Below are 13,177 nucleotides of genomic sequence, written 5' to 3' on the forward strand. Positions count from 1 at the left end.
TGCCCGGTGTGACGACCGCACGGCCCCGTTGTTCCGGTGCCTCCCCCGCTGTACCGCGAAGGAGCCACCCTCATGGACACCGAGCTTGTCGTCCGCACGTTCACCGAGTACTTCGAGGAGCGCGGTCATCGCCGGATCACCGGCTCGACCCTCCTGCCGCCACCCGGCGATCCCGTGCTGTTCACCACCTCCGGCATGCATCCGCTCACGCCGTATCTGGAGGGGCGGCCCCATCCCCTGGGCAGGCGGCTGGTCAACGTCCAGCGCTGTCTGCGCACCACGGACCTGGACGAGGTCGGCGACGCCACCCATCTGACCGTGTTCGAGATGCTCGGCACCTGGTCGCTGGGCGACTACGAGGGACCGCTGAGCCTCGAGTGGGGGTACGAGCTGCTCACCGAGGGGCTGGGTGTCGATCCGGGCCTGTTGCACGCCACCGTCTTCGGCGGCGACGAGCAGGTCGGGCCGGACACCGCCTCCCTGCGGCTGTGGCAGGACCGCGGCGTTCCCGTCGAGCTCACCGTGGAGGACAACTGGTGGTCCAACGGCCCCGTCGGCCCCTGCGGACCCGACTCGGAGATCTTCCTGTGGACCGGCGACACCCCGCCCGGGTCGACGCCCACGCGCGACGACCGCTGGGTGGAGGTGTGGAACCACGTGATGATGCGCCATCGCCGGCTCGAGGACGGTTCCCTCGTGCCGCTGCCCCAGCGCAACGTCGACACCGGGCTGGGCGTGGAGCGGCTCGCCTCGCTGCTCCAGGGCAAGTCGTCCGTGTTCGAGTGTGACGTCTTCGACCCCTGGCGCCGTCTGGTACCGGCCCTGTGGCCGATGGACGAGACGTCGCTGCGCCTGGTCCTCGACCATCTGCGCTCGGCCGTCGTGATCGTCGGCGACGGGGTGCGCCCGGCCGCCACCGGTCGGGGCTATGTGCTGCGCCGGCTGCTGCGACGGGTGCTGACGGTGCTGTGTCGGGACGATCCGTCGCGCAGTCTCCACGACCTGCCGGACGAACCGGTCACGCACACGCTGGACCACTTCCGGCAGGACATGGACTCCGGCGTCGTGCGTCGGGTGCTGCTGGAGGAGGAGCGCCGGTTCCGCGGGCTGGTACGGCGGGGGCGACAGGTGCTGGCCCGGCGCCGGTTCCAAGGCCCGCTGTCGGAGCAGGACTTCCGCTACCTCCATGACACCCACGGCCTGCCAAGGGATCTGGTCCTGGCCCTGCGGCAGGGCTGACGGCGGGGGCGAGGGTGGCCGGCCCGGGCCGGCGAGCATCCCAGGAGGGCGACACGGCGGGGGCTCACGGCGGCCTCGGAAGGGCCGCCGTGTCCCGCCCGGTCCGGCGAGCCGGGCGGGACACGGCCACCCGCCGTACGTCCTACGACAGCTGCGACTGGACCTGGGCCGAGATCAGCTCCAGGTGGTCGAGGTCGTCGAGGTCCAGGACCTGCAGATAGATCCGCCGGGAACCGATCTCGGCGTACCGGCCGATCTTGTCGACGACCTCGGCCGGGGAGCCGGCCAGGCCGTTGGCCTTCAGCTCGTCCACGTCACGGCCGATCACGGCGGCGCGCCGGGCGACCGCCTGGTCGTCCCGGCCGACGCAGACCACGAGCGCGTTGGAGTACGTCAGCTCGTCCGCGCCGCGGCCGGCCTCCTCGGCGGCGGCACGCACCCGGCCGAACTGCCGCTCGCTGTCCTCGACCGAGGCGAAGGGGATGTTGAACTCGTCGGCGTACTGGGCGGCCAGCCGGGGCGTACGGGTCGCACCGTGGCCGCCGATGAGCACCGGGATCTTCTTCTGGGCGGGCTTGGGCAACGCGGGCGAGTCGGTCAGGTCGTAGTAGGCACCGTGGAAGTCGAAGGTCTTGCCCACCTCGGTCGCCCACAGCCCGGTGACGATCGCGAGCTGCTCGTCCAGCCGGGCGAACTTCTCCTTCGGGAAGGGGATGCCGTACGCCTTGTGCTCCTCCTCGAACCAGCCCGCGCCGAGGCCCAGCTCGACCCGGCCACCGGACATCTGGTCGACCTGGGCGACCTGGATGGCGAGCACACCGGGCAGCCGGAAGGTGCCGGCCGTCATCAGCGTGCCGAGGCGGATGCGCCTGGTCTCGCGGGCGAGGCCGGCCAGCGTGATCCAGGCGTCCGTGGGACCGGGCAGGCCGTCGGCGCTGCCCATGCTGAGGTAGTGGTCGGAGCGGAAGAAGGCGTCGAAGCCGAGGTCCTCGGTCGCCTTCGCCACGGTGAGCAAGGTGTCATAGGTGGCCCCCTGCTGGGGCTCGGTGAAGATTCGAAGGTCCATACATCCATCCTGCACGCCGCGGCTCGCGTCAACCTCGCCGGTACCGGCCGGCACGGCGATCCCCGGTCGGGTGAAAACGCCCGTCGGGCGTGCCGGGCGCCGGGCGGACCGGTGACCGGTCCCGATGATGATCGTTGGGCCGTTGGAGCCGGACGGTCCGGCGCCCCGCGCCGAGGAGGCCGTCATGTCCGAAGAATGTGGCTCCGCCGGTCAGCCGAAGGGGTTGCTGGAGGAGCTGGAGGAGCTGATGGCCACGCTGAACGCGGATCTGTCGGCGCTGACCGACCTGCACGGCGGGGAGCAGGGCTGCGCCGAAGAGGCCGGCCTCGCCTGACGCCCCACCCCGGAGACGGGCGGCCCCGGACCCCCGCTTCGGTCGGGCGGCCCCGCCCTCACACGCCGGACGGGCTGTTCTGATTGCCCTTGGGGCTGTTCCGGCTCTCGTCCTGCGGTAACACCTCCTCCCGCGCCGCCAGCTTGCGCAGCATCTCCAGGACGCGGTCACGGGACTCGTCGGCCGCGTCGATGGCCTCCATGCACTGCCAGTACGTCGTCTCGTCGGCCGCGGCGCTGGCGATGCCGACCAGGGCTATGCCGACCTCGCCGAGCAGACCCCCGAGGCAGAGCAGCGTCTCGCGCGCGTCGTCCAGCTCGGTGAGCTGGGCGGCGCGCAGGTCACCGAGGTCGAGGTCCGGAGGGTCCAGGACCCCGCAGCCCCGGCCCGCCAGCTCCGTCAGGCCGAGCGCCTCGCCGCGCAGCTCCGGCGGTCCGGAGACCGCGAGCCGGCTGCCGATCGCCTGGGCCAGGGCCTGCGCCTGCCAGACCTCCGCCATGATCTCGCCCGCGTCGGCGCCGCACGCCAGCGCACGCCTGCTCGCAAGGATGAGCCGTACCGCATCCATGCCTCGCCCCCGTCCTTCCGCGTGCTTCCGCGCACGCCCCGTTTGAACTCGCTCGTCCACTACCCAGAGTGAAGGCGTCGGGGGCGAAAAGCCAGAGGTAGGGGGAAATCTGGGGACAACAATTCGGATTCGACAGGTGAATTGACTTCGGAGAGTGATAACGGAGTTCAGTCCTCCGGCAGTTGCCCGCGCTCGGTTGCGCTATCGGATCCGCCGTGCGCCCCCTGCGGGGGGAACCGCCGTTCGTTGCGCTCGATCTTCGCGGCCAGGGCGGCCAGCGGGTCGATGCCCAGGACGTCGCAGAACTGCAGCAGATAGGCGAGGACATCGGCGACCTCGTCGGTGACCCGGTGCGCGGTGCCGGGGTCGTCCATCACCCGGGCCGACTGCTCGGGCGTCAACCACTGGAAGATCTCGACCAGTTCGGAGGCCTCCACGCTCAGCGCGGCGACGAGGTTCTTGGGGGTGTGGTAGGGCTGCCAGTTCCGCGCGGCCGCGAACTCGGCGAGTCTGCGCTGGAGTCGGGCCAGGTCGAGAGGTTCGGTCACGCGTCCAGGTGTACCACCGTCACACCCTCCGTCCCGGCGGCCCACGAGGCGTCGCTCACCGCGCCCACGCACCGGATGTGCCCGCGCTCGCCCATCCGGACGGCCGTCCGCAGCAGTTCCCGGCGCTGGGCGGGGTCGAGGCCGCGGTCGAGACCGTCGGCGAGGACGGTGAGGGTGCGCAGCGCGTCGGGCACCTCGCCCGGGGCGTCCAGGTCCAGGACGCCGGGGCCGGTCAGCAGCACGAGCGTCAGCGCGAGGTAGCGCAGCTCGCCGTCGCCGAGCCGGGCCAGTTCGGTGCCGAAGCCGTCGCCGCGGTCCAGCACCGCCCGCACCCTGCCGTGCGGCAGTGGTTCGGCGAACAGGTCGGCGACCGGGCCGGCACAGCCCGCGCGCAGCGCCTCGACCAGCTGACCGTGGCGGCGGCCGCACTCCGCACGGGTGCGCCACAGCACATCGGCGAGGTTGTCGCAGCCGGGCAGCAGCCGGCCGGAGCCGGTGGGGACGGGGGTGCGCATGCACTCGGGACGGGGATCGCAGGGGAAGACCGAGCGCAGGGCGACCACCATCTGCTCGGCCGCGGCGAGCACCTGCCGCTGCCCGTCCGTCTTGCCGGCGACGCGCAGCGGCAGCAGGGCGGTGCCGAGGCGGTCGTCCGGGAGCGGGGCGCGGGTCACCGGGGCGGTGCCCGCGGTGTGCCAGGCGGCCTGGACGGTACGGCGCCCGGGGTCGCGCAGCGCGGTCTGCAGGAGGACGACTCCACCCGCGGTCAGCCGCTCCCCCACGATCCTCAGGTCCGGCTCGGCCTGTACGGCGACGTCGAGCCGGACCGGGCCCTCGACGCCGTCGGCCGTGCACCCGATCCGGAAACCGCGCCGCCCGCCGGCGTCGGGGCGCGCTCGTTGCGGCACACAGGCGACCGGGTCCGGGAACGCCTCCTGGAGGGAGGCGCCACCACCGAGCCGGGCGAGCGCCTCGTACGCCGTGAGCGCGGTCGTCTTCCCCGCGCCGCTCGGCCCGGCGAACAAGGTGACGGCCCCCAGCGGAAATCCGGCCCGCCGATGCCCGGCGAAGGCGGACAGCCGCAGCTCGGTGATCCGGGCACGCACATCGGCGGGCTCGCGGGACTGCGCGGGAACGGTCGCGGCGGACGCGGCGACCGCCGGGGGCTCGACGGACACGGAGGGCACGGCCATGCCTCGGACGGTAGAACTCGCCCGCACCGAGGAACCGTTTTGCCCTGGAGGCGTTCCTACGATCGGGGGACGCGCCACCGGCACCGGCACCGGCACCGGCACCGGCACCGGAGACGAACGGGCGGCCGCCGGGCCGGAGACGTACGGGCGGTGGTCGGCAGCCCGTACGGAACGAGAGCCACTCGGCCGAGTACGGCGGGGCCGACCACGGCCACACCACACACACCGTCCCCGCGCCCACGAACGCCCCGCGGCCACCCCCGCCACCACTGCCGCCGAGCGCACCACCGGGCCGCCGCAACTACCGCCGAAGCGCACCGGCCGACACCACGCCGCCCACCGCCCGGGACGACCGGTACCCCGAGCCCATCCCGAAGACGAACATGCTCAGCCGTCACGCACACCGGGCAGAACGGCCGAAGACGTCCACTCGGCCGCCATGAGCAGCACGCTCGACCGCCGGCCGCATCCCGCTCGGCGGCCAGCCCACCGCACTCAACCGCCACGCACACCGGGCCCGGCGACCGAAGGCGTTCCCCAGCCGTCGCGTCCACCGCGCTTCGCCGCCACACCCACCGTCCAACCGCCCGAGACAACCACCCGGCCGTCACGACCCACCGCGCGCCACCGCCGGAGGCGCCCGTCAGCCGCCCGAGACTCCGACGCCCTCCATCAGCCCGCTGACCTCGGTGCCGGGTGGGGTGAGAAGGAACACGTTTCGGTCGACGCGGTGCATGCCGCTGCCCAGGCCGAAGACCACGCCCGTGCTGAAGTCGAGGACGCGCTTGGCGACCTCGGTCTCCGCGCCGGTGAGGTCGAGCAGGACCGGCGCGCCGGCCATCAGGGTCTCGGCGACCTCACGGGCGTCCGCGAAGACATTGACCCGCAGCACCACGAACCGGCGCCGGGTCTCGGTCTCGGCGTCGGGCAGCGAGCGGTGGTTCACCGCGGACGGCCAGGCGTCCCGGCCCCGCAGCGGCACGACCTGGGCGAGCCCTTCCCACTGTTCATCGGTGACGTCGTAACGGCTCACCGGCTCCCCCTGACCTGACTCGCACTCCATGCCTGCACCAGCCAATTCTTACGCCAAGTCACCCGTTCGGCCCAACAGCGACACACTGCGCGACGGATCCGGTGGCGCCGCGCCGGGAGCGACCTGCGGCACATGTACGATTACGCCCGCTTCTTACCGCCCTCATACCGGACTCTTCACATGCCGCCTCGTCCCGCTCACCGGTTGCCGTTAGCGTCCAGTGCCGTGCAGTTGGCAGAAACACAGCAGGTGACACCCGGCCGGCGGACGCAGTCGGCGGTGTCCGCCGTTCCGGTTGCCCGCGCGCAGCTCCACGAGCCGCCCGCGCAGTGGCACCGTGTACTCACGCTGCTCGCCGACGTCAGCCTGTTCATCGGCACGCGCTCGGTGTGGACGCAGGCGGCCACGCACCAACTGGTGCTCGCCGCCGTCATTTCCGTCTGTTACGCCTCGATCCTGGTGACCGGCGTGCTCACGCTGACGGTCCGCCGTGCCCGCTCGCTGGCGCGTCTGGACGTGATCGTGCTCGTGACGGCGATCGCGCTGACCCTGTGCACCTGGGCGCTGAACCACGCGGGCGGCGACGAGGCGGTACTTACCACACAGGCCGCGAAGGAGATCCTCCACGGGCACCAGGTGTACGACCAGCCGTGGCCATGGCTCTTCCGCATCAAGGGTGTCGCCCTGACGGCGACGACGACCGGCGGCTACGACTTCACCTACGGGTATCCGCCGCTCGCGCCGCTGCTCACCATGCCGTTCCTGTGGCTCGGCCACAACGGCGCCCCGGCGACGGCGGCGGTGACGGTCGTCCTGATCCTGGGCACGGTCCTGCTGTGGCGGCTGCTGCCCGCTCCGTGGCGCTCCGCGGCCACGATGGTCTGCCTGGGCTTCAGTTTCCTGCCGATGTACGCCCGTCAGGGCTACCCCGCGATCGTCGGCCTGGTCCTGCTGGTGCCGGTGGTGGTGCGCTGGCCGCGGTTCGGCGCCGGCGGCCGGCTGGGCCCCGCCGGGATCGCGCGGGCCGTGTGTCTCGGCGCCGCGTGCGCGGCCCAGCAACTCCCCTGGTTCGTCACCCCGTTCCTGCTGGCAGGGATCTACGCGGTACGCCGTGGGGAACTCGGCGGCCGGCAGGCCACGCGGGTGATACTGCGGATCACCGGGATCGCGGTCCTCACATGGCTGCTGATCAACGCGTACCTCATGGTGAGCGAGCCAGGGCCGTGGCTGCGGGGCATCGCCCTGCCGCTGACCCAGGGCGCGGTGCTGCACGGGCAGGGCCTGGTCGACATCTCGCTGTACTTCACCCACGGCAGCGACCGGCTCGACTGGTACGGCCACGCGAGCATGCTGCTCGCCGCGGCCCTGCTGGCGCTGTTCGTGCTGTTCGTGCGCCGGCTGGGCCCGGCCGCGACCGTGCTGCCCTGGTGCGCCTTCTACCTGGCGACCCGGTCCCAGGACGGCTACTACCTGATGTACACGCCGCTGTGGCTGGCGGCGGCGATCACCGTGCCCCTGTCGGAGTTCAGGAACGCGTGGCAGCCGCGGCCCCGATGGCTGACGGGCCGGCGCCGCCGGCCCGCGCTGACCGCGGGCGTGGTGCTGCTGATGCTGCCCGCGCTGGTGAGCGCGACCCTCGCGGTGACGGGCAAGCCGCCGCTGCGGATGGACATCACGGCGGAACGGCACGGCTCCAAGCGCTCCCTGTCGACCCTGACCGTGCGGGTCGCCAACACCGGGAGCGCCGCGCTGACCCCGCACTACATGCTGACGACGGGCCAGGGCATGAGCCGGTACTGGTCGCTGGCGCACGGCCCGGCCACGATCCCCGCGCACGGCACGGCGACCGTCGTGCTGCGGGCACCCAAGGGCGGGTTCCCGCTGCCCGTGAAGAAGAGCACGCACATCCGGCTGCGCGCCTTCACGGCGACCCCGCAGACACTCTCGACGATCGACGTCAGCCGGGCCGATCTGGGCATCAAGGGCTGAGCGGGCGGCTCACGGCTGCACGTGCGTGAAGCGCAGCCTGGCCGTCACGGTGGTCAGGCCGCGCATCATCCCGAGCTGGTTCCAGCCCATGCCGAACTGGTCACGGTCCACGCTGAACTCCGTCTCCAGGGTGAGCGCGTCGGTGGTGGCGTCGCCCAGGCGCGCCGTGACGGACAGGGGCCGGGAGACGCCCCGCACGGTCAGCTGACCGGTGATCCGCACCTGGTCGCCGTCGAGACGGTCGGCACCGCGCACCGCGAAGGTGATCTCCGGGTGGTTGTCGGCGTCGAAGAAGTCGGCCGAGCGCAGGTGGGTGTCCCGCTTGGCGTGGTTGGTGTCCAGGGAAGCGGCGTCCAGGGTCACGGTGCCGGTGGCCGAGCCGTCGGGCCGCACCTCGCCGGAGCCGCCGACGGTGGCGAAGGCGCCCTTCACGGTGACCAGGCCCCAGAGGGTCTTGTGCCGCAGACCCACGGTGGACGCGGTCGCGTCGAGCTGCCAGGTGCCTGTTTCCACGGCGACGGTCATGGTCGTACTCCCGGGATCGATGGTCCAAATTTGAATGACATCACGCTAGCGCCTCATCCAAATTTGAACAACCCGCTCATTCAAATTTGGACAACAGGTAGACTCAACCCATGTCAGCCTCCGACGCGCACCCCTCCGACCAGTTCGAATGTCCCGCCTCGGGAAGCGGTCTGCTGCCCGACGAGCTGCGCGCGTGGATGATCCTGCTGGCCGCCACGGGCGCCGTGGAGCAGCGGATGCGGTCGGTGGTGAAGGAGACCCTCGACGTCTCCCACGACGAGTTCCTGATCCTGTGCCTGCTGGCGGAACAGCCCCGCACGGGCCTGCGCATGACCCAGGTGGCCGATCTCCTCGGCCGCCCCAAGACCCGGCTCACCTACCAGATCGCGTGCCTCCAGCGGGCCGGCCTGGTGGCGCGCAGGTCCGTCTGCGGCGACAAGCGCGGCGTGCAGGTGACTCTCACCGACAAGGCGCGCGACCTGCTCGGTGAGACCTCCGCCCTGCTCGCCGGGACCGTCCGGCAGGCCCTCGCCGACTCCATGGGCCCCGACCAGCGCGCCGCCATGGGCGCGCTGGTACCGCAGTCGCGCGAGCCGGACGGCGAGCCCTCCGGCGGCTGAGCGGCGCAGGTCACACGCGCAAGTGGAGAAACCTCACAGGCCTTTGTTCACTCCCGCTTCAGTGTGCTGCCCTAGAGTCCGAGCCATGACGGTCCTGCCTGACGACGGGCTCTCACTGGCCGCCGAGTTCCCTGACGCGACGCACGAGCAGTGGCAACGCCTGGTCGAGGGCGTGCTCCGCAAGTCGGGCAAGGAAGTCTCGGGCGCGGCAGCTGAGGACGCCCTGTCCACGACGCTGGAGGACGGGCTGCGCACCCGGCCCCTCTACACCGCGCGCGACGACGCGCCCGACCCCGGTCTGCCGGGCTTCGCCCCCTATGTGCGCGGCGGCCGCCCCGAGGGCAACACCGCCGGCGGCTGGGACGTACGGCAGCGGCACACCGCCCTCACGGAGAACGCCGTCCTGGCCGACCTGGAGAACGGCGGCACCTCGCTGTGGCTGGTGCTGGGCGAGGGCGGCATCCCGGTGGACGGACTGGGGCCGGCGCTGGAGGGTGTCTACCTCGACCTCGCGCCTGTCGTCCTGGACGCCGGCCGGGACACCGAGCCGGCCGCCGAGGCGCTGCTGCGGCTGTACGCGGAGAAGGGCGTGGAGGCCGGGGCCGCCCGCGGCAACCTGGGCGGCGACCCGCTGGGCCACGAGGCCCGGACCGGCACCGCCCTGGACTTCGCGCCGTACGCCGCCCTGGCCGCGCGCTGCGCCGGGGAGTACCCCGGGCTGCGCGCCCTCACCGTGGACGCGCTGCCGTACCACGAGGCGGGCGGCTCGGCCGCGCAGGAGCTGGGCGCCTCCCTCGCCACCGGCGTGGCGTATCTGCGGGAGCTCACCGAGGCGGGGCTGAGTGTCGAACAGGCCGCCGGACAGCTGGAGTTCCGCTACGCGGCCACCGCCGACCAGTTCCTGACCATCGCCAAGCTGCGCGCCGCGCGCCGGCTGTGGGCGCGGGTAGCCGAGGTCTGCGGAGCCCCGGGCGCGCAGGTACAGCACGCAGTGACCTCGCCGGTGATGATGGCCCGCCGCGACCCCTGGGTGAACATGCTCCGCACGACCGTCGCGACGCTCGCCGCCGGGGTGGGCGGTGCCGACTCCGTGACCGTGCTGCCGTTCGACCACGCGCTCGGCCTGCCCGACGCGTTCGCCCGCCGGATCGCCCGCAACACCTCCACGATCCTCATCGAGGAGTCCCACCTGGCCCGGGTCATCGACCCGGCGGGCGGCTCCTGGTACGTGGAGCGGCTCACCGACGAACTGGCCCGGGCAGCCTGGGAGTTCTTCCGGACCGTCGAGCGCGACGGCGGCCAGGCGGCCGTGCTGCGTTCCGGCCGGCTTCGCACCGATCTCGCGACGACCTGGGCGGAGCGCTCCAAGAAGCTCGCCAAGCGGCGCGAGCCGATCACCGGTGTCAGCGAGTTCCCGCTGCTCGCCGAGAAGCCGGTGGAGCGCGAGAGGGCGCCCGAGCCGCCGTCCGGCGGGCTGCCTCGGGTGCGCCGGGACGAGGCGTACGAGCAGTTGCGCGCCCGCTCCGACGCCCACCTGGCCGCGACGGGCAGCCGCCCCCGCGTCTTCCTGGCCACGCTCGGCTCGGCCGCCGCGTACACCGCGCGCGCCACCTTCGCCGCCAACCTCTTCCAGGCGGGCGGCATCGAGCCGGTCACCGAGGGCGGCTTCGCGGACAGCGGCGCCACCGAGGCCGTGCTGTGCTCCAGCGACGCGCTCTACGCCGAGCAGGCCGAGAAGACCGCCGAGGCCCTGCGCGCCGCGGGCGCCCGCCATGTGTTCCTCGCGGGCCGGGGCGACTACGCCGGCATCGACAGTTACGTCTTCGCGGGTTGCGACGCAGTGGACGTGCTGTCCGCGACCCTCGACCGCATGGGAGTGTCCTGATGGGAATCCCCGACTTCTCCGGCATCGAGCTGGGGACGCCGGTCGCCGACGGCAGTGCCGATCAGTGGCGTGCGGCCGTCGCGCGGGCGACCGGGAGCGAAGAGCCGTTGTGGGAGACCCCGGAGGGCATCGGGGTCAAGCCGCTGTACACCGGCCGTGACCTGGAGGGCCTGGACTTCCTGGGCACCTACCCGGGCATGGCGCCGTATCTGCGCGGCCCGTACCCGACGATGTACGTCAACCAGCCCTGGACGATCCGACAGTACGCGGGCTTCTCCACCGCCGAGGAGTCCAACGCGTTCTACCGGCGCAACCTGGCGGCCGGTCAGAAGGGCCTGTCGGTCGCCTTCGACCTGCCCACGCACCGGGGTTACGACAGCGATCACCCGCGCGTGACCGGTGACGTCGGCATGGCGGGCGTGGCCATCGACTCGATCTACGACATGCGGCAGCTGTTCGACGGCATCCCACTCGACAGGATGACGGTGTCGATGACGATGAACGGCGCCGTCCTGCCGGTGCTGGCGCTGTACATCGTGGCGGCGGAGGAACAGGGCGTACCGCCCGAGAAGCTGGCCGGGACCATTCAGAACGACATTCTGAAGGAGTTCATGGTCCGCAACACCTACATCTATCCGCCGAAGCCGTCGATGCGGATCATCTCCGACATCTTCGCGTACACCTCGCAGAAGATGCCCCGCTACAACTCCATCTCCATCTCCGGCTACCACATCCAGGAGGCGGGCGCGACGGCCGACCTGGAGCTGGCGTACACGCTCGCGGACGGCGTCGAGTACATCCGGGCGGGGCGGGAAGCGGGCCTGGACGTGGACGCGTTCGCGCCGCGGCTGTCCTTCTTCTGGGCGATCGGCATGAACTTCTTCATGGAGATCGCCAAGATGCGCGCGGCGAGGCTCCTCTGGGCCAAACTCGTCTCACAGTTCGAGCCGAAGAACACCAAGTCCCTGTCCCTGCGCACCCATTCGCAGACCTCGGGCTGGTCGCTGACCGCGCAGGACGTGTTCAACAACGTCACACGTACGGCCGTGGAGGCGATGGCGGCGACCCAGGGCCACACCCAGTCGCTGCACACCAACGCCCTGGACGAGGCGCTCGCGCTGCCGACCGACTTCTCGGCGCGCATCGCCCGCAACACCCAGCTGCTCATCCAGCAGGAGTCGGGCACCACCCGGGTCATCGACCCGTGGGGCGGCAGCGCGTACGTGGAGAGGCTGACGTACGACCTCGCCCGCAAGGCGTGGGCGCACATCCAGGAGGTCGAGCAGGCGGGCGGCATGGCGCAGGCCATCGACGCCGGCATTCCGAAGCTGCGCGTGGAGGAGGCCGCGGCCCGCACCCAGGCCCGCATCGACTCCGGGCGGCAGCCGGTGATCGGCGTCAACAAGTACCGCGTCGAGAACGACGAGCAGATCGAGGTACTGAAGGTCGACAACTCCGCCGTACGCGCCCAGCAGATCGAGAAGCTGCGGCGGCTGCGGGCGGAGCGGAACGAGCAGGCCTGCCGGGACGCCCTGGACGCGCTCACCCGGGCGGCCGACGGCAAGGAGAACCTGCTGGAGCTCGCCGTCCACGCGGCCCGCGCCAAGGCGACCGTCGGCGAGATCTCCGACGCCCTGGAGAAGGTGTACGGCCGCCACGCGAGCCAGATCCGTACGATCTCCGGTGTGTACCGCAACGAAACAGGCCGGTCCCCGTCCGTGGACCGCACCCGGGCCCTGGTGGACGCCTTCGAGGAGGCCGAGGGGCGCCGGCCGCGCATCCTGGTCGCCAAGATGGGCCAGGACGGCCACGACCGCGGCCAGAAGGTGATCGCGACCGGGTTCGCCGACCTGGGCTTCGACGTCGATGTCGGCCCCCTGTTCCAGACGCCCGAGGAGGTCGCCCGGCAGGCGGTCGAGGCGGACGTGCACGTGGTCGGGGTGTCCTCGCTGGCCGCCGGTCACCTCACGCTCGTCCCGGCGCTGCGCGAGAAGCTCGCCGAGGAGGGCCGCGAGGACATCATGATCGTGGTCGGCGGGGTGATTCCGCCGCAGGACGTGCCGACGCTGCGGGAGATGGGCGCGGCGGAGGTGTTCCTGCCCGGGACGGTGATCCCGGACGCCGCCCACGACCTGGTGAAGCGGCTGTCGGCCGACCTCGGCCACGACCTGTAGCCC

Annotated in this window: 12 protein-coding genes; 6 read left to right on the plus strand and 6 right to left on the minus strand. The window is 72.1% G+C overall.

Annotation, left to right across the window (positions count from 1 at the left end; genetic code table 11):
* Window positions 1-72 precede the first annotated feature (72 nt).
* Window positions 73-1,239 carry an alanine--tRNA ligase-related protein gene (locus tag AB0L59_RS12595; RefSeq protein ID WP_365582095.1) on the plus strand — a complete coding sequence of 389 codons (1,167 nt, stop codon included), beginning with the start codon at window positions 73-75 and terminating at the stop codon, window positions 1,237-1,239.
* A gap of 142 nt (window positions 1,240-1,381) precedes the next feature.
* On the opposite strand, the gene AB0L59_RS12600 is transcribed toward AB0L59_RS12595, so the two are convergent.
* Complete coding sequence (locus tag AB0L59_RS12600; protein ID WP_365582096.1) at window positions 1,382-2,305, minus strand: LLM class F420-dependent oxidoreductase; 924 nt, start codon at window positions 2,303-2,305, stop codon at window positions 1,382-1,384.
* 184 nt (window positions 2,306-2,489) lie between these two features.
* Here AB0L59_RS12600 and AB0L59_RS12605 point away from each other — a divergent pair, with 184 nt between their 5' ends.
* Window positions 2,490-2,639, plus strand: coding sequence for a hypothetical protein (locus tag AB0L59_RS12605; protein WP_365582098.1), 150 nt, complete (start codon window positions 2,490-2,492; stop codon window positions 2,637-2,639).
* A 58-nt stretch (window positions 2,640-2,697) separates the two neighbouring features.
* Here the strand turns inward: AB0L59_RS12605 and AB0L59_RS12610 are convergent, their stop codons facing one another.
* The 4 genes from AB0L59_RS12610 to AB0L59_RS12625 form a co-directional block, all read right to left on the minus strand.
* A complete protein-coding gene (locus AB0L59_RS12610) occupies window positions 2,698-3,207 on the minus strand; it encodes a DUF6099 family protein (RefSeq protein WP_365582100.1) in 510 nt (169 codons plus the stop codon).
* Window positions 3,208-3,374: 167 nt separating this feature from the next.
* A complete protein-coding gene (locus AB0L59_RS12615) occupies window positions 3,375-3,755 on the minus strand; it encodes a nucleotide pyrophosphohydrolase (RefSeq protein ID WP_365582101.1) in 381 nt (126 codons plus the stop codon).
* Window positions 3,752-4,948 carry an ATP-binding protein gene (locus AB0L59_RS12620; protein ID WP_365582103.1) on the minus strand — a complete coding sequence of 399 codons (1,197 nt, stop codon included), beginning with the start codon at window positions 4,946-4,948 and terminating at the stop codon, window positions 3,752-3,754. Before AB0L59_RS12620 ends, AB0L59_RS12615 begins: the two co-directional genes overlap by 4 nt.
* Before the next feature lie 643 nt (window positions 4,949-5,591).
* Window positions 5,592-6,011, minus strand: coding sequence for a cell division protein SepF (locus AB0L59_RS12625; RefSeq protein ID WP_365582104.1), 420 nt, complete (start codon window positions 6,009-6,011; stop codon window positions 5,592-5,594).
* A gap of 249 nt (window positions 6,012-6,260) precedes the next feature.
* Between AB0L59_RS12625 and AB0L59_RS12630 the strand changes: the two genes are divergently transcribed.
* Window positions 6,261-7,970 carry a hypothetical protein gene (locus AB0L59_RS12630; RefSeq protein WP_365582203.1) on the plus strand — a complete coding sequence of 570 codons (1,710 nt, stop codon included), beginning with the start codon at window positions 6,261-6,263 and terminating at the stop codon, window positions 7,968-7,970.
* A gap of 9 nt (window positions 7,971-7,979) precedes the next feature.
* Here the strand turns inward: AB0L59_RS12630 and AB0L59_RS12635 are convergent, their stop codons facing one another.
* Window positions 7,980-8,495, minus strand: coding sequence for a YceI family protein (locus AB0L59_RS12635; RefSeq protein ID WP_365582106.1), 516 nt, complete (start codon window positions 8,493-8,495; stop codon window positions 7,980-7,982).
* A 110-nt stretch (window positions 8,496-8,605) separates the two neighbouring features.
* On the opposite strand from AB0L59_RS12635, the gene AB0L59_RS12640 reads away from it, so the two are divergent.
* The 3 genes from AB0L59_RS12640 (at window position 8,606) to scpA (ending at window position 13,174) form a co-directional block, all read left to right on the plus strand.
* Entirely contained in the window at window positions 8,606-9,115 is a 510-nt protein-coding gene (locus AB0L59_RS12640) for a MarR family transcriptional regulator (protein WP_365582108.1), read from the plus strand.
* Window positions 9,116-9,200: 85 nt separating this feature from the next.
* Window positions 9,201-11,000, plus strand: a complete 1,800-nt coding sequence (locus AB0L59_RS12645; RefSeq protein WP_365582110.1) for a methylmalonyl-CoA mutase family protein — start codon at window positions 9,201-9,203, stop codon at window positions 10,998-11,000.
* The gene (scpA, locus tag AB0L59_RS12650) at window positions 11,000-13,174 is read left to right on the plus strand and encodes a methylmalonyl-CoA mutase (RefSeq protein WP_365582112.1); all 2,175 of its coding nucleotides are present in this window, start codon (window positions 11,000-11,002) and stop codon (window positions 13,172-13,174) included. The genes AB0L59_RS12645 and scpA overlap by 1 nt, the downstream gene beginning before the upstream one ends.
* Window positions 13,175-13,177 lie beyond the last annotated feature (3 nt).

The organism is Streptomyces sp. NPDC052109 (genome assembly GCF_040680195.1).
Taxonomy (GTDB): Bacteria; Actinomycetota; Actinomycetes; order Streptomycetales; family Streptomycetaceae; genus Streptomyces.

Bases quoted from the DNA above. Each gene is read 5' to 3' on its own strand.
- AB0L59_RS12625 (WP_365582104.1), bottom strand. From the start codon at position 6,011: ATGGAGTGCGAGTCAGGTCAGGGGGAGCCGGTGAGCCGTTACGACGTC.
- AB0L59_RS12600 (WP_365582096.1), bottom strand. From the start codon at position 2,305: ATGGACCTTCGAATCTTCACCGAGCCCCAGCAGGGGGCCACCTATGAC.
- AB0L59_RS12640 (WP_365582108.1), top strand. From the start codon at position 8,606: ATGTCAGCCTCCGACGCGCACCCCTCCGACCAGTTCGAATGTCCCGCC.
- scpA (WP_365582112.1), top strand. From the start codon at position 11,000: ATGGGAATCCCCGACTTCTCCGGCATCGAGCTGGGGACGCCGGTCGCC.
- AB0L59_RS12620 (WP_365582103.1), bottom strand. From the start codon at position 4,948: ATGGCCGTGCCCTCCGTGTCCGTCGAGCCCCCGGCGGTCGCCGCGTCC.
- AB0L59_RS12595 (WP_365582095.1), top strand. From the start codon at position 73: ATGGACACCGAGCTTGTCGTCCGCACGTTCACCGAGTACTTCGAGGAG.
- AB0L59_RS12605 (WP_365582098.1), top strand. From the start codon at position 2,490: ATGTCCGAAGAATGTGGCTCCGCCGGTCAGCCGAAGGGGTTGCTGGAG.
- AB0L59_RS12645 (WP_365582110.1), top strand. From the start codon at position 9,201: ATGACGGTCCTGCCTGACGACGGGCTCTCACTGGCCGCCGAGTTCCCT.
- AB0L59_RS12635 (WP_365582106.1), bottom strand. From the start codon at position 8,495: ATGACCGTCGCCGTGGAAACAGGCACCTGGCAGCTCGACGCGACCGCG.
- AB0L59_RS12610 (WP_365582100.1), bottom strand. From the start codon at position 3,207: ATGGATGCGGTACGGCTCATCCTTGCGAGCAGGCGTGCGCTGGCGTGC.